The 17,219-nt window shown below is 56.6% G+C and carries 15 protein-coding genes; 5 read left to right on the plus strand and 10 right to left on the minus strand.

What is annotated here, in order from left to right; genetic code table 11:
• Positions 1 to 39 precede the first annotated feature (39 nt).
• Both SH661x_RS06165 and SH661x_RS06170 read right to left on the minus strand, forming a co-directional pair.
• The gene (locus SH661x_RS06165) at positions 40 to 594 is read right to left on the minus strand and encodes an A24 family peptidase (RefSeq protein ID WP_437229056.1); all 555 of its coding nucleotides are present in this window, start codon (positions 592 to 594) and stop codon (positions 40 to 42) included.
• Between the two features lie 527 nt (positions 595 to 1,121).
• Positions 1,122 to 1,295 (minus strand): Flp family type IVb pilin, encoded by a 174-nt coding sequence (locus SH661x_RS06170; protein ID WP_437229058.1) that lies wholly within the window; start codon positions 1,293 to 1,295, stop codon positions 1,122 to 1,124.
• 793 nt (positions 1,296 to 2,088) lie between these two features.
• Here SH661x_RS06170 and SH661x_RS06175 point away from each other — a divergent pair.
• On the plus strand, positions 2,089 to 4,392 hold the full coding sequence (locus tag SH661x_RS06175) for an efflux RND transporter permease subunit (RefSeq protein ID WP_437229060.1): 2,304 nt from the start codon (positions 2,089 to 2,091) through the stop codon (positions 4,390 to 4,392).
• Positions 4,393 to 4,497: 105 nt separating this feature from the next.
• Here SH661x_RS06175 and SH661x_RS06180 read toward each other — a convergent pair whose 3' ends face one another.
• Both SH661x_RS06180 and acs read right to left on the minus strand, forming a co-directional pair.
• Positions 4,498 to 4,857: a cupin domain-containing protein gene (locus SH661x_RS06180; RefSeq protein ID WP_437229061.1), complete on the minus strand. Its 360-nt coding sequence runs from the start codon at positions 4,855 to 4,857 to the stop codon at positions 4,498 to 4,500.
• Between the two features lie 66 nt (positions 4,858 to 4,923).
• Positions 4,924 to 6,864 (minus strand): acetate--CoA ligase, encoded by a 1,941-nt coding sequence (acs, locus tag SH661x_RS06185; RefSeq protein ID WP_437229063.1) that lies wholly within the window; start codon positions 6,862 to 6,864, stop codon positions 4,924 to 4,926.
• A 334-nt stretch (positions 6,865 to 7,198) separates the two neighbouring features.
• Between acs and SH661x_RS06190 the strand changes: the two genes are divergently transcribed.
• Together SH661x_RS06190 and thyX are read left to right on the plus strand one after the other, a co-directional pair.
• Entirely contained in the window at positions 7,199 to 7,987 is a 789-nt protein-coding gene (locus tag SH661x_RS06190; RefSeq protein ID WP_437229065.1) for a hypothetical protein, read from the plus strand.
• Between the two features lie 135 nt (positions 7,988 to 8,122).
• Positions 8,123 to 9,025: an FAD-dependent thymidylate synthase gene (gene thyX, locus SH661x_RS06195; protein WP_437229067.1), complete on the plus strand. Its 903-nt coding sequence runs from the start codon at positions 8,123 to 8,125 to the stop codon at positions 9,023 to 9,025.
• Positions 9,026 to 9,069: 44 nt separating this feature from the next.
• Here thyX and SH661x_RS06200 read toward each other — a convergent pair whose 3' ends face one another.
• From SH661x_RS06200 to SH661x_RS06210, 3 genes are all read right to left on the minus strand, one after another.
• Positions 9,070 to 10,614 (minus strand): serine/threonine-protein kinase, encoded by a 1,545-nt coding sequence (locus tag SH661x_RS06200; protein WP_437229069.1) that lies wholly within the window; start codon positions 10,612 to 10,614, stop codon positions 9,070 to 9,072.
• A complete protein-coding gene (locus SH661x_RS06205) occupies positions 10,598 to 11,206 on the minus strand; it encodes a sigma-70 family RNA polymerase sigma factor (protein WP_437229071.1) in 609 nt (202 codons plus the stop codon). The genes SH661x_RS06200 and SH661x_RS06205 overlap by 17 nt, the downstream gene beginning before the upstream one ends.
• A gap of 415 nt (positions 11,207 to 11,621) precedes the next feature.
• Entirely contained in the window at positions 11,622 to 12,218 is a 597-nt protein-coding gene (locus SH661x_RS06210) for a hypothetical protein (RefSeq protein ID WP_437229073.1), read from the minus strand.
• 592 nt (positions 12,219 to 12,810) lie between these two features.
• Here SH661x_RS06210 and SH661x_RS06215 point away from each other — a divergent pair.
• Both SH661x_RS06215 and SH661x_RS06220 read left to right on the plus strand, forming a co-directional pair.
• On the plus strand, positions 12,811 to 13,815 hold the full coding sequence (locus SH661x_RS06215; RefSeq protein WP_437229075.1) for a DUF1559 family PulG-like putative transporter: 1,005 nt from the start codon (positions 12,811 to 12,813) through the stop codon (positions 13,813 to 13,815).
• A 247-nt stretch (positions 13,816 to 14,062) separates the two neighbouring features.
• Positions 14,063 to 14,554, plus strand: a complete 492-nt coding sequence (locus tag SH661x_RS06220; protein ID WP_437229077.1) for a carboxypeptidase-like regulatory domain-containing protein — start codon at positions 14,063 to 14,065, stop codon at positions 14,552 to 14,554.
• Between the two features lie 110 nt (positions 14,555 to 14,664).
• Here the strand turns inward: SH661x_RS06220 and SH661x_RS06225 are convergent, their stop codons facing one another.
• The 3 genes from SH661x_RS06225 to SH661x_RS06235 are packed head-to-tail and all read right to left on the minus strand — an operon-like array spanning position 14,665 to position 17,122.
• Complete coding sequence (locus SH661x_RS06225) at positions 14,665 to 15,531, minus strand: carbonic anhydrase (protein ID WP_437229079.1); 867 nt, start codon at positions 15,529 to 15,531, stop codon at positions 14,665 to 14,667.
• Positions 15,532 to 15,588: 57 nt separating this feature from the next.
• Positions 15,589 to 15,924 carry a hypothetical protein gene (locus SH661x_RS06230; RefSeq protein WP_437229081.1) on the minus strand — a complete coding sequence of 112 codons (336 nt, stop codon included), beginning with the start codon at positions 15,922 to 15,924 and terminating at the stop codon, positions 15,589 to 15,591.
• A 1-nt stretch (position 15,925) separates the two neighbouring features.
• On the minus strand, positions 15,926 to 17,122 hold the full coding sequence (locus SH661x_RS06235) for an aspartate aminotransferase family protein (protein WP_437229083.1): 1,197 nt from the start codon (positions 17,120 to 17,122) through the stop codon (positions 15,926 to 15,928).
• Between the last annotated feature and the right edge of the window lie 97 nt (positions 17,123 to 17,219).

Genomic DNA, 17,219 nt, shown 5'->3' on the forward strand with positions numbered 1-17,219 from the left:
GAATCCACACAAGGGCTCGGGCATGCACCCGGCCGTGACTTAGTAGATCATGCCTGAGTACAGGAAGTATCCGATCGAGCCGACGCAGATGGGGATTCCATAGGGGAGGAGGAGCATGCGAGGTTTGCGCTCAGCAGCGATCTCCGACAGCTTGCCCGGATCTTTGATGTTCTTGAATTCGCCGAGGATCATCAGGAACTGGCCGTAGTGCTTATCCCAGGCCTTGCGGTAAAGCACCATGGCGATGGCCATGACGGCTCCCACGATGACAGTCGCCACGAAGGCGTACCAGGTGACGGTGGCTCCCAGCCAGGCTCCGATTCCCGCCATCAATTTCACGTCCCCGGCTCCCATGCCGCCCACAGCATATAACGGAAGCAGAGTCAGCAGACCGACGACCATTCCCAGCAGGCCGGCTCCCAGACCCTGCCATCCACCGACGCAGGTGCTGTAGATCAGTCCGGAAAGGACCATCGGAAACGTGATCCAGTTGGGAACACGAAGTTCCTTGCCGTCGATATACGCGGCGACAATGAGAATCAGGCAGACGACTTTGACGTGCCAGTTTTCAATCAGAATTGCTTGCCAATCCATGGGAGAGACCTTTCAGGGGGGACTGAGTTTGGATTCGATGGAACAGGCTATGAACGCTTCCCGTCTCCGCCGTGAAGTTTCATATTCCTAGCTGTTTTGAAACGAAAAGAGCGCGGAGGTCGGAGAAAAAGAACGCTTATCATTCGTTTTTCAGCGAACTCTGCGCACTCTGCGTTTCGCACAATGCAACGGTTTCCGCAGGCTTACACGCGGCCTCCGAGACCGGACATAGGTAGAAAGAACATCGCCAGTCCCGAGACGACAAACGGGACCAGCTCAAATACAGGAAGAGCTCCCAGATCAATCCAGAAGGGTAACATGGGTTTCGTCCTCAACCGTGAGATGACTGACAGGGAAATGAAACTCGACGTGATGACAGGACAACAGCCTATCCGGAGTTGGTCCCGGACAGGCCGTTGATCCTGGGTGCGATCTGTAATCTGTGGTTTCTTTGTCACACTTCTCTCAGGCCACATGCTGCGCTTCCTGGCGCCCCTGGCCTGTCCGTTCGCGGTCAGAGACCTCGATTACGTCATTTCATTTGCGATTTGCTGGAACTTCTGGGTCGCGTTGTCCCCAACGGCCTTGATCGCGGTCAAGCAGACGATGACGATCAGCGCCAGCATGACGGCATATTCAACTGCTGTCGGGCCGTCTTCGGACTTCAGGAACTTCTTGATGTTCTGGGCCAGGTTCTTCATTTGGGACTCTCTCTCTCGATTGTTTTCTCGGCCGGGCTCTCACCTCCGACCTTTCGCTGGGACACGGCTCGTCCGGACAACCGGATCGACTCATTCCGTTCCCAAGCAATCACACCAGGAACAAACTCTCTCCTGATCGAGCAGACCTGAGCTTTCAGTTCCTCTCGACGCTGAAACTTAGGTCGCGAATCACAGGAAGCAAATTTTGCTTACGTAGTTTTTCGCAAATTCGCGGATCGGCTGAACTCTGACGGTCGACACGAAGATTCGCATGATTTCAGAGACAAATTCGCGATGATTCCGAGAGTCGGCGGGGCTGATGTTTCCCGCCGGCTTCACCTGAAACCTAGGACGTGGTTCTTGGGAAGCAAATGCGGGACAATCAGAAACGTCCTAATTCTTCCGTTGCAACTGATGCACTCGTTACAGTTGCTACAATGTTGACGTCAGCTGGACCGCGAGACCGTTGGAACCGACCCCTGTGGCGGATCGGCATCGTTCCATTTCTGTGAAGGCGTGAATTCGCCGTCAGAACTGGGCGCCCGAGCTATTGTTCGGGGATGTTGAAGTGAATCACTGCATTCGCATGGAGTGAGTGCAGAGGTCGGGCGATAAGAAGGATCCGGGGACACTGTTGTCACCAGCAGAGTCAATTTCTGCTGACCGGCGATGCTGTATCCATCAATGCTGTCTCCGTCACTGTGGACCTGAATGCAGTCCGTATGAGGGAGTGTTCCCGTCGTAACTCATAAAGCGAAAATGTCGATTGCTCTCGCCAAGTGAACAATTCTGGATGAAGTGGGGAGATCGGCTCGCTCGCCACCGGTGGTCGCTGCTGATCGCTGCTGCGTTGATCACGCTGGCGCTCTGGGTTCCGGCGCGCCAACTCAAACTCGACGAATCCATTGAATCCCTGTACGACCAGAACGACCCCTTGCTTCTGGCCTACCAGCGGGACAAACGTGACTTCGGCGGTGACGAGTTTGTTCTGGTTGCGTACGAATCCGAAGACGCCACCAGTCAGGCTGAGCTGAACCGCATCAAGGAATTTTCTGATCAGCTCAGCGAAGTTCCCGGCGTTCAGGGGGAGAGCACACAGGACCTGTGGAAAACGTTGCGGAATCCCCGGGCCACCGGCATCGTCCGTGTCGCCCTCAGACTTCCAGTCACAGAACGCGCTCTCCTCGATCTCGGAAAACATTTGATTGTCGGCGAAGATGGCAAAACAGTCTGCCTCATTCTGAGACTGAAGGACGAATCGCAATCTCCCGTCTCCCGGGGCGAGACGATTCGGCGTATCCGGCAGCTCGCTGAACAACATGATCCCCCTGCTGTCGTCGCAGGTGAGCCGGTGCAGATCTACGACATGTTCCGGTATGTCGATCAGGACAGCTGGTGGCTGGGGCTCGCCTCCTCCATTCTGATGATGGGGGTGATCCTGTTTTTCTTCCATAACCTGCGCTGGGTTGTCCTTCCGATTCTGATCATCCAGGCGACGCTGCTGTGGACCTGTGGACTTCTGCAGCTGAGCGGCATCCGGCTGAGCATGGTCAGCTCGATGCTCACCTCGCTGATCACGGTCATCGCGATTGCCACGACGACGCATATCACAGTGATCTATCGGGAGCACCGGAACACCCTTGATCGGTTTGAAGCCTTCAAGGTGACATTTGCCACGCTGGCGGTCCCGATGATCTGGGTCTCCGTCACCACAGCCATCGGCTTTGCATCCCTGTTGACCAGCGGAGCCACACCGGTTCGCAGCTTCTCCATTATGATGGCGCTCGGATCACTGCTGGTTCCGCTGCTGTGCGTGATGATTCTTCCGGGCGGGATGCTCATCGGCCGAATTCACTCCGATCCCCGTCCGCCGGTCGGTGAGAAGTTTCTCGCCCGCCAACTCGACCGCATGTCGACCTGGGCCAATCTTCATCCCTGGACTCTCGTCTTTGGAACGGTCGCGTTGACCATCTTCGGTGGTCTGGGACTGCTGATGCTGCGGGTGGAGACCGACTTCAGCAAGAACTTCCGCAAGTCCAGCCCGATCGTGAAGGCGATCGAGTTCTATGAAACTCGCATGGGGGGAGCGGGAACCTGGGAGATTTCCTTCAATGTTCCGCAGAAGTTCGATGAACTTCCGTTGAACGAAGTCCGCGAACTGACGGATGAACTCCGATCACTGAAGTTGCCCGATGGGACCGGGCTTACGAAGGTCGTCTCGCTGATCGACGGGATTGATCTGGTCCCAAGAATCCCGCTCAGCGAAACCGAAAAGCGGGGACTCTTCCGTGCGCTTCCGCGATTCCGCGACGCCCTGCTGCAGGAACGTCGCGAGATGATGCAGCATCTCCAGCCGGAGATGGAACCGTCGTTATACAATTCCGAACAGGGACGCATGAGAATCGTGTTGCGGGCACTCGAACAGAAGCCCGCTGAGGTGAAGCTTCAGCTCATTCAGGAAGTGGAAAAGACCGCCCGGAAGTATTTCCCTGATGCGAAGGCGAGCGGGCTCTACGTTCTGCTTGCATACATCATCTCCAGCTTGCTCGGGGATCAGGTGACGAGTTTCATTTACTCGTCGCTGGGGATCCTGGTTTGTATGACGCTCGCCTATCGCAGCCTGACGATCGGATTGATTTCGTTAGTTCCGAATATTCTCCCGTTGATCCTGGTGATCGGCGGCATGGGCTGGTTCGGGATTCCGGTGAACATCGGGACTGCGATGATCGCCAGCGTCTCGATTGGACTCACCGTGGATACGACGATTCTCTATCTCACGGAGTACCTGACCGCCAGACGTCGGGGGGACACCCACCTGCAGGCGGTCAAACATGCTCATGGGGGGGCAGGGCTGGCACTGCTGCTCGCCAACATCGCACTGATCATCGGCTTCAGTATTCTGGCGATGTCGAACTTCGTCCCGATGATCTACTTCGGTGTCCTCGTGAGCATGGCGATGTTGGGGGGACTTCTGGGGAACCTGCTGCTCCTGCCTGGACTGCTGCGGTGGGTGAAACTTCCGGAAGGCAGACAACCGAAGTCCGAATCGCCTTTTCAACCCACTGTCCCGGTGACTGCGACGGAAACGAGCCAGTGAACTCGCGGTAAGAGTCCCGTTTCATTTCACGCTGATTTTCCACAGAACGCGAAGGGACTGGCTGCAAGACGGAGATGCTCCCGTCTTCTCCCGGTCGGGGAAGATTCAGTCGAAGTACTCATCCTCGGGGTCGAACTTCGGGATCACAATGTTGATGATCCGCATACGGCCGATCCCCCGGTGGCGAACTCCGGGGGGAATGAGAACGCACAGCCCCGCGTGGACTGGAATGATTTCCTCATCCAGTTGCAGCTGTGCGCCAGGCTCACACTCGAGAATGTAATACGTCTCCGTCTGTCGCTTGTGATAATGAGTCCGGGCCTCTTCGGTGATCTGCGTGACATGCACCGTCGTGGGGGAGTCGGGCTCATCGGCAAACGCTCTCTTCGCGGTTCCGCACGGACAGTTCACCGCGGGAATCTGATCGAAATCGACGATGCGATAACGTGGCGAAGATGTGGACATACGATCTCCGGTCCGTCTGCCGAATGCTCGTCTGCGAGTCGCAGTTAAACAAGAACGTCAGGCGGACTACTCTTCTTCCCGCAACTTCGCCAGCACTGCGTAGTCTTCCAGTGTCGTCGTGTCGCCGATGCTTTCTTTCCCCGCGGCGATGTCCCGCAACAGGCGTCGCATGATCTTGCCTGAGCGGGTCTTGGGCAGAGCCGGGGTGAAGCGGATCTGATCGGGAGTGGCCAGGGCGCCAATCTGCTTGCGGACGTGGTTGATCAGTTCTTTCTTCTCGGCATCGCTGGGGGTCACTCCCTTGGGGGTGACGAAACAGCAGATTCCCTCGCCCTTCAGGTCGTGGGGGAAGCCGACAACTGCTGCTTCCGCGACAAGCGGATGGGAGACCAGGGCCGATTCGATTTCCATGGTGCTCAGGCGGTGACCGGAGACGTTGAGCACGTCATCCACGCGGCCCATCACCCAGTAATAGCCGTCCTGATCTTTGCGGGCGCCGTCGCCTGCAAAGTATTTCCCTTCGAGCTTGCCGAAGTAGGTTTCGACGAATCGCTGATGATCGCCATACAGGGTTCGCAGCATGTGCGGCCACGGCTGTGTCATCACCAGCAGTCCCCCCTGATTGGCTTCGAGAGGATTTCCCTTCTCGTCGACAATGGCAGGAACCACGCCCGGAAGTGGCTTGGTGCAGGAACCGGGCTTGGTCGCGGTGACACCCGGAAGGGGGCTGATCATGATACCGCCCGTTTCGGTCTGCCACCAAGTATCGACGATCGGACAGCGTTCGCCGCCGATGACACGGTGGTACCACATCCAGGCTTCCGGGTTGATCGGTTCACCCACGGTTCCCAGCAGTCGCAGGGAAGAGAGGTCGTACTTCTGCGGCCACTGATCGCCCCATTTGATGAAGGCACGGATGGCAGTGGGAGCGGTGTAGAAAATATTGACGCGGTATTTTTCGATGATCTCCCAGAATCGGCCTTCATCCGGCCAGTTGGGAGCCCCTTCGAACATGACCGAGGTCGCTCCGTTGGCGAGCGGACCGTAGACGATGTAGCTGTGACCGGTGACCCAGCCAATGTCAGCTGTGCACCAGTAGGTGTCTTCGTCCTTGATATCGAAGACCCAGCGGGTGGTCATCATGGTTCCAAGCATATAACCGGCAGTGGTGTGCAGCACCCCTTTGGGTTTCCCGGTCGAACCTGATGTGTACAGGATGAAGAGGGGATGTTCGGAATTGAGTTGTTCGGGTTCACAGTCAGCGTCCACCTGTTCCATCAGGTCGTGCCACCAGTAGTCCCGATCAGGACGCATGTCGACTTCGCCGCCGGTCCGCCGGACGACGACCACTTTCTCGACGCTGGGGGATTTCTCGAGAGAAATGTCGACGTTCGCCTTCAGCGGAACTTCTTTTCCGCGACGCCATCCGCCGTCGGCGGTGACGACAACTTTGGACTGCGCATCGTTATTGCGATCAGCAATGGCGTCGGAACTGAATCCGCCGAAGATGATGGAGTGCGTGGCGCCGATGCGGGCGCACGCGAGCATGGCGATGGCGAGTTCGGGGATCATCGGCATGTACAGAGTGACGCGGTCACCGGTCACGACGCCGAGTTTCTTCAGGACGTTGGCGAACTTGCAGACCTCGCGATGAAGCTGCTGGTAAGTGAGAATGCGGGTATCGCCCGGTTCACCTTCCCAGATGATGGCGGCTTTGTTCTTGCGATGAGTCTTCAGGTGCCGGTCCAGGCACTGATAGCTCGCGTTGATCTTTCCGCCGGAGAACCATTTGGTGTCCGGCATTTTGCCTTCCATCACGGTCTCGAACGGTTTGAACCAGTCGAGTTCCGTCTGAGCAAGTTCTCCCCAGAATCCGCTGGGATTGTCTTTGGCCCGGTTCCAGAGCTGTTCGTAGTGCTCTTCAGAGGAAATATGCGCTCCCTGAGAGAACTCCGGAGAAGGTGGAAACAGTCGGCTTTCCTGCAGGACGGATTCGATTGCGGACATGTGAGCGTCTGGGTCTAAAGTCGAATGGGTGTGTTCCATCACAATGGAACCTGTCGCAGTCCCGATGGGATGCGATCAGCTGTCAGGTGACATCATGGGAATTTCAGATCACCGTTGGCTGATTCCAAGAAACCCGATGCTACGGGGGATGCTGTTCGGATTCAATGCAACTGATGCTGGAGTTTCGTTTCGACCCAGGCGGGGGAGGAAATTCCGCACCTATTGCCGCGGGATGCTCACGATCGATTTCCGAGGATCACCGGAAAAGTTAGACTCGTCTCTCCATTTTATATGAGCTGTGGGAAGTCTGTCGGAATCAGCCTGGACCGATTTGATGGCGAAGAAGAGCTGGGAATCGGATTTTCGAGCTGAGGCGATCCTGGCATCTCTGCAAGTCATGAAAGAGATCCCGCGAGAGAAGATTTTCGAAGTGCGTCGATCGTTCTGCCTCCCCGGGGCTGCTCAACCCGTGAGAGGCTGGACGGCGGGCCGGGTCTCGCTGCTGTTTCTGGCTGCGGGATTCACCATCCTGTGCATGGGGGTGACTCTGGTCTCGCTCCCTGCCCACCTGAAGCAGGGGCAGATGGGAAACCTGATCACCGAAGTCGCGTTTCTCTGCACATTGACAGCAGTTCTCCTGTTGTTAACGCCACTGGTGTTTTCACAGCGAATTTACGGTTTCCTGATCGGAGATTCCGCAAGGTTGCTCGTGCAGCATCTCACTGGAGGTCCAGTCTTTCCCGCAGACTTGAATCCGCCGGGCGGCATGTCCGGAGTCAACATTGACAGTCAGGACGATGTGCTCGTGCTCTTTGATGAAAGCGAACGCCACATCCTGATCGCGGGGCGAGGGGCGAATTATCAGATCTGCGCGGAGGACGCTGTGCTGGTCGAAACGTTTCAGCTCGTCAGCAATCTCGGCGTGAGGCTCCATTACCGCATCGATCCTCAGACTCACCTGGCGATCGTACTCAGCCGGACCTCTGCTCTAGCGGAAACCATCCGGCAGCAGCCCTGGCTGTTTTTTCTGAAACGATTTGTGCCCAATACATTGTACGCCAATGCATTGCAGGCTCTACAGCCGGACGTTCCTGCCTCACCAGTTACTTCATTTCGAAGTTAACGGGCCTGTGGCAGTGCGGTTTGGCCGACTTAATTGAACTCCTCCTTCGGGACGGCCATAATCCCTGCTGTCGTCGGCCGGTTGGCAGGCAGATCTTCATTTGTCGTTGACTTGATTCAGAGTTGTGCCTCCTCCATGTCTCAAAATCCTGCCATTGATTCGCTCCGCTGGGAAAAGTTTCCGGTTCTCAACGACGGATTTGTCTGTCTGGTCGACTGCATGGGAGATGACAGCGCAGTCGTGCAGGCGGCTCGCGTCAGTTATGGAGCAGGGACCAAGAAAGTCTCCGACGACCGCACGCTGATCCGTTACCTGCTGCGGCATCGACATACCACTCCCTTCGAAATGGCGGAAATCAAGCTGCTGGTCCGCGTCCCGATGGACTGCTGGCGGCAGTGGATTCGACATCGCACGGCAAACGTCAACGAATACAGTACCCGCTACTCCGTCGCCATTGATTCGCTGCAGACGACGCTTCCGGATGAATGGCGAACACAGGCGGTCAGCAACCGGCAGGGGAGCGACGGCACGCTTCCTCCCGATGTCGGAACCCGTCTGACCGAGTCCGAAAAAGCATTTCAGCAGTCCGCCCGCGATCTTTATCAGGAGCGGCTGGAAGCAGGGGTCGCCCGCGAACTGGCCCGCAAGGATCTGCCGCTCTGCAGCTATACCGAAGCGTACTGGAAAGTGGACCTGCATAACCTGCTGCACTTCCTGGCCCTGCGCATGGATTCCCACGCGCAGCTGGAGATTCGCCAGTACGCGACAACCATCGGCGAAAAGATTGTTGCCCCGTTGTTCCCGGTGGTCTGGGAGGCGTTTCAGGATTACCGGATGCAGGCGATGTACCTGACCCGGCTGGATGTCGAAGTGATCCAGCAGATGCAGGCCTACGCGACCGAACACCAACTGGTTCCCCCGTTCACGCAGGCCGTCTTCAACGAATGCCAGCATGCCAACTGGAAGGAACTCACCCGCAGCCGGGAACGAGATGAATGCCTCTCGAAGCTGCAGAAGATGGGGATGATCCAGAAGTAGGGTGCATGCCAATGCACCAACGGCCTGACAAATACCATCATGGTCTATCGGAGCGCTGTTTTCCGGTGCCGGCTTTGCCGAATGGCCAGCCAGGCGCATCCGCCCCACATCGTCTGCATGGCGAACAGACTGAAAAGTAGCAAATAGACGATATCACGCGTCCCCTGATTCGCGTAAATACGCGGATAGGGAGGCGGAATCCACTCACCCAGAATCAAGGTGACATAAAAGCACAGCACCATTCCGGCAATCGTCACAATTGCGGCGGCCCACTCCTTGTGCTTGGAGATTCGTTCCCCCAGCCAGATCGTTAAGAGGGCTTGAGCGATCAGCGGAGCTGTGTACGAAATCAGATCATCCGAGGGCATCCAGTTGGGGAGTGGAAGTCCGAACCAGCTGCCGACCGGCCAGAAACCGGTCCAGAAGATCAGTGCAATACTGTTCGTCATCACCAATCGGGAAGCCTCGCGAATCCTCGACGGCGACTGCAGGGACCGCACCGCGAGAACTCCCGCGCTGACAGGACGTGCGGAGATCCGTTCCCCTTTCAGAAAACGGAAGAGATCATCTCGCAGTTCTGCAGCGGATTGATATCGATCCTCCGGCGTTGTTGCGAGGGATTTTTCGCAGATCATCGCCAGATCATGAGGAATTCGGGGGTCGACCTTCCGCAGCTTTTCAATCTTTCCCGCCCGGATGGATTCCAGCGCCAGGATCACAGTCTCACCCTGAATTGCCGGGCGACCCGTCAGCAGTTCGTAGAGAATCCCTCCCAGACCATACACGTCTGCCAAAGGGAGAGAGACGTTCCGCATCGATTCGACTTGTTCGGGAGCCATGTACAGCGGGCTCCCCAGGATCATGCTCGAGCATGTGTCCGCAGCAGCCGACTCCATCAACTTCGCCAAGCCGAAATCCGAAAGCTTGGGGGTGAACGGAAAACGTGATTCGTTCACACGTGTTGAAGGGAACAGCAGCACATTTGCCGGTTTCAGATCACGGTGAAGAATGCCTCGTTCGTGGCTGTAGGCGACGGCATCTGCCAGTCGGGAAATCAATCTGGCAGCATCTTCAGGCGGCATGGGCCCGTGGTCCTGAATCCACGCAGCGAGGGTTGGTCCGGAGCAGTACGCATACGCGATGAACGGGACGGGTCCCTCTTCACCGGCTTCGAAAGCGGGTACGATATGGGGATGGTCCAGCTGTGCTGCCAGTTGGGCTTCCTGTATGAATCGCTGCCGAGTGTCCAGGTTGATTAATCTCGACGGAAGAGGGATTTTCACAGCGACATCACGCAGCAGTCTCGGATCCCGAGCCAGATAGACGACCGCGAATCCCCCCGCCCCCAGCATCCGCTGAACCTCGTACCGACCGATACGTCCCGGCAGCATAGTCGCCTGAGGGTCACTGGGCGTTTGCGACGGGGCATGCATCGCCTGCAGGTTGAGCATGAGGCGTTCGGCCTCCCGTTGCTCGTGGTCGGCGGAGGTTTGTCCTCGCAGGGAACCCGATCGAACAGATTCATCAAGCCGAACCATCCGGTCGATCCATTCCGGCGGGACGTCAGCAGATTCATTCAGCGCAGCCATCTCGTCGCAGCAATTCCATCAGTGATGCCAGTCCTCGTCCCCACAGCATTCTCACCGCATCTTCCGACCGATTCATACGCTCGCCAATCTCCCCGAAAGTCAATCCCTGGCTGCGCAGTTCCACAGTGGTTCGCTGTTCCTTCGTCAACTTTGTCATGGCTTCGGCAATGCGTTCGAACTCCTCCTTCCTGAAGTAATCCTGACTCGGCGTGGGTTGCGATTTCGCGTCGAGGACGTTCGTTTTCGCTTCCCGATGGACGCTTCGTTTGTCTGCAGTGTGGTGCCGCACCCAGTCGAGAGCGACGTTCTGCAGGATCTTTCGCAGCCAGGCTCCCAGTTCGGCATCCGTCGTGCCCCGAAATTGATCTCGTTGGGCCAGACCTCGCATCAGTGTTTCCTGCACCAGGTCTGACCGATCGACTCGCGATTGAATCGAGCCCGGGAGGAACTGCTCTGCGATGCTGATCAGGTAGGGACGGTAAAACGTCATGAGCTGCTCAAGGATCTGCTCATCATCGCTGCGCAGGTTCCGCACCTGTAGAAACTCTTCAGCCTCCACTTCGTCGCTGGAAGGCTTTTCTGCATCATTCATGACGTAGCCCGGGCGTCAGACCGAACGAAAATTCTCGAAATTTGAGAGCGTCGGCGCGGCCGCAGACAAAAGTGATGCACAAGGTACGTCACACATCATGGTGATCGCAAGGATCAGCAGGCGACGGACATCAGACTTCCCAGGACCGTGAACTGCGGTTTCTTTAAGACTTGGCGACGTACATGAAATTCAGTCACTCCTCTCATTTCTGAAAATTGATCGTTCGGTGGCTGCTGAGCAATCCGGAGACACGGGCTAGCTGTGAGTTGTCGGCTCATGATCACTAACTTCAACTGAAGGGGGCATGCGAATGCACCGATTCATCTGCAGAAGATGGGATGGTGCAAAACCAGGGCGAGTGTTGATGCGCCGACTCATCAATGGGCATTGAATTCGTGGTGCATTGACATGCACCCTACTTCTGGATGTTGATCGCTGAGATCGCCCCGTTCTCTTCGAATTTCGGTCCGAAGGAGAGCTCGATTTGCACCGGCGGCACCTTGTGGCCCGGGACGCTGATCTTCGGCTGCGAGCAGTATCCGCTGCCCCCTTTGGTCACTTCGAAGCGGACGATCTCCTCATTCTTCACGATCGCGACTGCCTCAGCAGGCTGGGTAGGCCACATCTCCCCAGGACGAATCCGGTAATAGTTGGACACCGCATCGAGCCGATCGTTGGTCACCCCCAGCGGCCCCAGTGCTCTCATCAAAACGGCTTTGTTCTGATGGACCTGAGCAGCTTCCGGGGGACGGCCACCCGCTGCGGGACGCACTCCGCTGAATGCTTTTCGAAATACTTCCGGCTTCACCCCCAGTGCCCCGGCGATGAGATTCACCGGACGGCCCCGGTCAACGCCCTCTGTCTCATGTCCGCCTGAAAACGTCACCTTGACGTGAGTCTCATCAGCCGACGGTTTCTGGTCGGCGATTGCGATGGGCGTTATGAAACCCGCGGCCATGAATGTCAAAACCGTGCGCCATCGTGTTGTGGCTGTGGAAGGATTCCGGTGCATCGCGATCTCCCGAGATTCTGAATTGAACTTCGTGAATGCTCTTTGAACAAAACTCGCACGGGTGTTCAAAATCAACAGCATTTTCTCGGCTCCAAGCAAGAATACCCCGGCGGGCCCACTGTTCGAGGGAAGGTCGACTGGGACGAACGGCCGCTCCTCGCTCAGCGTCTTGGTGGAACGGGACTCCGACAGGGGCTGAAGTATCTCGGTGAATTACAAGTTTTGTCCCTGAAGCATCGTGGTGACGTCACCGCAATCGAGTTTTTCGCCAATAGCCTCTGGCCGCTTCGAGGGAAATCGCCCGCTCAATGGGGATGTCACCGGAACCCGGTACAACGTGCTGGCTTATCCGCTGAAACCGGGTGCTGGGCGAGTTACATGAGTTCAAGTCCAGAGATGGGTGGTTAATCTCATGCCTGGCTGATTGGAGCATGTGTCGCAGAATTCCACATTTTTTGTCGCAATGTTGACTAGTCTGAACCGCGATCCATGAGGCATAGTGGAAACAATCTTAAAAACTGCTTGATTTCTCCCATCCAGGTCTGCAGCCATTTTTGCTTCTTAATATCCAACGCATCGCAGGAGTCGCTAGATGTTGTCTACGCCATTTACCCGGCAAAGGGGATTCACGCTCATTGAGTTGCTGGTGGTCATTGCCATCATTGCGGTCTTGATTGCACTTTTACTTCCGGCGGTTCAACAGGCACGCGAAGCGGCCCGCCGGAGTCAGTGCAAGAATAATCTCAAGCAGATTGGTCTCGCCCTGCATAACTACCACGAGATTTATTCCGCATTTCCAATTGGCTCACAGTCGCCGGGCCTCTGGTTGCCTAACTGGCGTTCGCGAATCCTTCCTCAATTGGATCAGTCCTCGTTTTTTAATAGCCTGACACAGACTCCGCGGGCAGGACAGGGATTCGCTGGACACAGTTCCTGGATTGGAAGCCCCGGGGGCTTTGGATCCGGCGCAGGGTCGAATGAGATACTAAAAACCGCCGTTGTCTCTGGGTATCGCTGTCCGTCCAGTGTGTGGGAGAATTTTGCAAAGGGACTGCCGGCCAATGGAGAAGGGGCCAGTCAAGACGGTTCTGATGTGGGGATGTGCGTGGACTATGTCGGAATTGAAGGCGCGTATCGTTCCTCGTCGCCATTCAATGATACCGCAGTCCTGAATCTCAGTTATGGAACAATGGCTTTAAATGGTCTGATGAAGATTACACACAGTTCGCGGATCCGTGACTGCACGGATGGACTCTCGAATACCATCATCGTCGGGGAAGACTCAGGTGCGATCGCAGGTGTGGATCGTCGAAAAAATATTGCTGGGGCGTGGGCGGGACATCGCGGAGTGGATGAGACACCAACAAATGGATACGGAGGCGGACTCAGCACGATTGTCTACGCACCGAACCCGAAAACGGCCCCTCCCCATTCGGGAGCGGGATATAACAATACGCCCCTGACGTCTTTTCACACGGGGGGAGTCCATGCTCTCTTCGGCGACGGAAAAGTTGTTTTTCTCTCCGAAAACATCTCTATGGACACTCTTCTCTGTCTTGGTGCGATGAATGACAGCCTCGTTCCCGGAGAATACTGAAATTCATGACTCCTGCCCTTAGCAAGAGGGCCGGAAGTCAGCTGCACACTGTCTGCCGGAATTCTGAGGGGGATCGTATTAAAGAAACCTTCCTCAAATTTGGTTGTAGGTGAGACCGAAAATTCGATATGGTCGGGGTTTTCGGTCTCCCACAATTTCAATGGCCTGCTTTGTCTCATATTCTATGAGTCATCCATGGGAGGCACGGAGTACAGCGTCGCAGATTCATTTCATCAGGAGAGTACGATTGTTCATCGAATGTGCTCAGTGCCGTTTGGACTCGGTGCCCGTTCCGGCTTACAGTCCGAAGCAGGGTGCGCTTCGATTATCAGCCGCTGCTCTTAAGCAAACAATTTGCTTAGGTCTGTGCATGATGGTGTGCGGGATGTTGGTTGGTTGTGGCGGGAGACGGGAGGCCCGCCCCTCCGGTCTGGTGTCAGGAAATGTCACGTTTGCGGGGAAGCCTCTCGCAACAGGTCGGGTCAACTTCATTTCTGAAGCACTCGGAGCAGGAGCGTCCGGAACGCTGAATGCTGACGGTTCGTATACGCTGGAAGGGCCGATTCCTGTTGGCGACTATCGGGCATATGTCACGTTTAACATTCCTCCTTCAAAGGTCGGAACCCCTGAGGGAAATGTTTTGAAAGCCGTGCCCAAGAAATACCAGGCGATGGAAACTTCAGGCCTGGAATTTCAGGTGAAAGAAGGCAAGAACCAGCTTCTTCTTGAACTGAAATAGAAGCCGCGACCATATCGCCGCAGGCAGTTCGGTGATGTTCTCACTTCCACACGAATTCCGAGCTTCGAAGCCTGGATCTCTGAGTATCTGGTGGTTCGATGTGAACCCAATTACCGTGACAGAATCTGCGTTGCCCACTCTCGAGCCAGATCGACGAACGCTTCCGGGCTTTCGGGGGGTTCGGAGAAGACGATGCCAGTCACGCACGGTTCCTGCAGCCCGGAACCTGGGCAGGAGCGGACGTATCCATCCGCCAGATCGTAGACGCCATAGCTGATCCGCATGTCGGAATGTCCCATCTGACGCACTTCCTGCCGCAGCTGGTAGCTCGTCACCGCTGCGTTGAGATAAACCGTCAGTTCAATCAGGATCGCCCGTCGCTGGGAGGTGGAGAGCAGGGAGTTGCTGATGGCCAGCTTGAGAGCCCGGTCGGCTCCGCGGACTGCAATCATCGCCCGATCCAGCACAGAGCGAAGGGCATGACTGAATCCGATCTCGATGTAGTCATGCGGATGCAGATACGAATCGACGGCAGCTGTCATCGCTCCACATCCGGTATGGCCGAGCACCAGCCCAAGTCGCAGGCTGTCCGCCATGGTCTTGACGGCATACTGGATGCTTCCCAGTCCTTCGGTGCTCAGGGCATTGCCTGCCACGCGGACCACGAACATCCCGTTGAAGAACTGGTCAAACACGATTTCAATCGGCACGCGGGCATCTGAGCATCCCACCACCAGGGCAAACGGTGACTGCAACGGCACGAGCCCCGGAGTGATCGGCAGTCCCAGCGAGATCGGACAGGCTCGAAGAATCACCGAGTCCCCGGACGTTTCTCCGGAGATTGTTCTTTGCATGGTCTGCAGCATCTCGACGAAACGCTGATTCCCTGCTTGCAGCATCTCGGTAACCCCATCTGCGGTGAGGTTTCTGGGCACAGTCAGTGGCTGCGTAGGGTCGAAACGATAGATCAGATCCATGGGAAGTCCTGTTAAACGCGTGCCACGATGTAGGCAATTTTCGATTGGAGACGCACGTCAGAAATTGCCCATAAAATCACGGCGAAGAGATGGCAGGGACACAGACATGCATATCAGCACAATGCCAGCGTATCCAGCGAAGTCAGAGAAGAATGCAGACGACTTTCGCAGGAAAAGCCCGATGAAAGGAAGAAGTGTTAAAGACGCTGCAACGGTCAAAAGAGCGTAGATGGTCCATGGGATGTCAACGGCGAGTCGACTCCCTTCATTGCGCCGCGGAACCACATTCATCACGATGGCCAGTGCGCAGGGGAAGCTGCAAGTGCCAGCGATCGCCCCACCGAACGTCGCCCGCAATTTTGCTGATGTTGGGATCGATGCATTGGCATGCATCCTACTCGGCCATTTCACGCAGGACCTCACTGAGAATATCGCAGCCCTGGTCGACATCTTCTTCGGTCACATTCATTGCCGGGAGCAGGCGAACGACCGTGTCGTGAGTCGCGTTGATCAGCAGGCCGCGGTCCAGGCATTTCTTGACGGCCGGTGCTGCTTCGATATTCAGCTCGATGCCGATCATCATGCCGCAGACCCGGACTTCATCAATGATCGGGAGTTCTTCCTTCAGCGTCTCGAACCGGTGCCGGAAGCGGTCGGACATCATTTTGACGCTCTCCAGCAGGTTCTCTTCTTCGATCGTCTGAATCGTTGCCAGACCGGCGGCCATGGCGAGCGGATTGCCGCCGAAGGTGCTGGCGTGAATCCCGGGTCGCAGGGCAGGGGCGATTTCTTCTTTGGCAATCAGCGCACCGCAGGCCACTCCTCCGGCGATCCCTTTGGCCATGGTCATGATGTCCGGTTGCACGCCGAACGTCTGGTATCCGAACCAGTATCCGGTTCGCCCCATGCAGGTCTGCACTTCATCGAAGATCAGAAGCATGTCGTGTTCGTCACAGATCTGCCGCAGTCCTTCCAGGAAGCCAGGTGCCGGGACATTCACTCCCCCTTCCCCTTGAACGGGTTCGACCAGAATGGCAGCTGTCTCGTCATCGACAAGAGCACGGACAGCGTCCAGATCGTTGTGAGGAGCATAGTTGAAGCCCGCGACCAGCGGTCCGAACCCTTCATGGTACTTGGGCTGTGCCGTCGCGGTGACGGCAGCAAACGTCCGACCGTGAAAACCGTTCTCGAAGGTGATGATCTTGTATTTCTCTTTGGCGGTCGCCAGCCGGGCCAGCTTGATGGCTGCTTCGATCGACTCTGCACCGCTGTTGCAGAAGAATGCTTTACCGAAGCTGCGCGTGCAGATCGCTTCGGCGAATTCTCCCTGCGCTTCCGTATGCCATGTGTTCGGCACGTGAATGAGCTGGGCAACCTGCTCCTGGACGGCCTTGATCACTCGCTGAGGTGAATATCCCAGGATGTTGCAGCCCCACCCGGGGAACAGGTCGAGGTAGCAATTCCCCTCCGCGTCCCAGACGCGAGACCCTTCACCCCGCACCAGGCTGATGGGGTAACGCCGATAGTTTCCGATCACGTATTTGTCGAAGAGAGCGATCGTGTCGGCGCTGGAGCGATGCGAGATGGTCATGGGGCGTTGAGGGTTGACGGTTGAGGGTTGACGGTTGAGGGTTGACGGTTGAGGGTTGAGGGTTGAAGGTTGAGGGTTGAAGGTTGAGGGGATTGCG

The organism is Planctomicrobium stercoris, assembly GCF_051465655.1.
GTDB lineage: Bacteria > Planctomycetota > Planctomycetia > Planctomycetales > Planctomycetaceae > Planctomicrobium.

Bases quoted from the DNA above. Each gene is read 5' to 3' on its own strand.
- SH661x_RS06165 (WP_437229056.1), bottom strand. From the start codon at position 594: ATGGATTGGCAAGCAATTCTGATTGAAAACTGGCACGTCAAAGTCGTC.
- SH661x_RS06170 (WP_437229058.1), bottom strand. From the start codon at position 1,295: ATGAAGAACCTGGCCCAGAACATCAAGAAGTTCCTGAAGTCCGAAGAC.
- SH661x_RS06175 (WP_437229060.1), top strand. From the start codon at position 2,089: ATGAAGTGGGGAGATCGGCTCGCTCGCCACCGGTGGTCGCTGCTGATC.
- SH661x_RS06180 (WP_437229061.1), bottom strand. From the start codon at position 4,857: ATGTCCACATCTTCGCCACGTTATCGCATCGTCGATTTCGATCAGATT.
- acs (WP_437229063.1), bottom strand. From the start codon at position 6,864: ATGTCCGCAATCGAATCCGTCCTGCAGGAAAGCCGACTGTTTCCACCT.
- SH661x_RS06190 (WP_437229065.1), top strand. From the start codon at position 7,199: ATGGCGAAGAAGAGCTGGGAATCGGATTTTCGAGCTGAGGCGATCCTG.
- thyX (WP_437229067.1), top strand. From the start codon at position 8,123: ATGTCTCAAAATCCTGCCATTGATTCGCTCCGCTGGGAAAAGTTTCCG.
- SH661x_RS06200 (WP_437229069.1), bottom strand. From the start codon at position 10,614: ATGGCTGCGCTGAATGAATCTGCTGACGTCCCGCCGGAATGGATCGAC.
- SH661x_RS06205 (WP_437229071.1), bottom strand. From the start codon at position 11,206: ATGAATGATGCAGAAAAGCCTTCCAGCGACGAAGTGGAGGCTGAAGAG.
- SH661x_RS06210 (WP_437229073.1), bottom strand. From the start codon at position 12,218: ATGCACCGGAATCCTTCCACAGCCACAACACGATGGCGCACGGTTTTG.
- SH661x_RS06215 (WP_437229075.1), top strand. From the start codon at position 12,811: ATGTTGTCTACGCCATTTACCCGGCAAAGGGGATTCACGCTCATTGAG.
- SH661x_RS06225 (WP_437229079.1), bottom strand. From the start codon at position 15,531: ATGGATCTGATCTATCGTTTCGACCCTACGCAGCCACTGACTGTGCCC.
- SH661x_RS06230 (WP_437229081.1), bottom strand. From the start codon at position 15,924: ATGCATGCCAATGCATCGATCCCAACATCAGCAAAATTGCGGGCGACG.
- SH661x_RS06235 (WP_437229083.1), bottom strand. From the start codon at position 17,122: ATGACCATCTCGCATCGCTCCAGCGCCGACACGATCGCTCTCTTCGAC.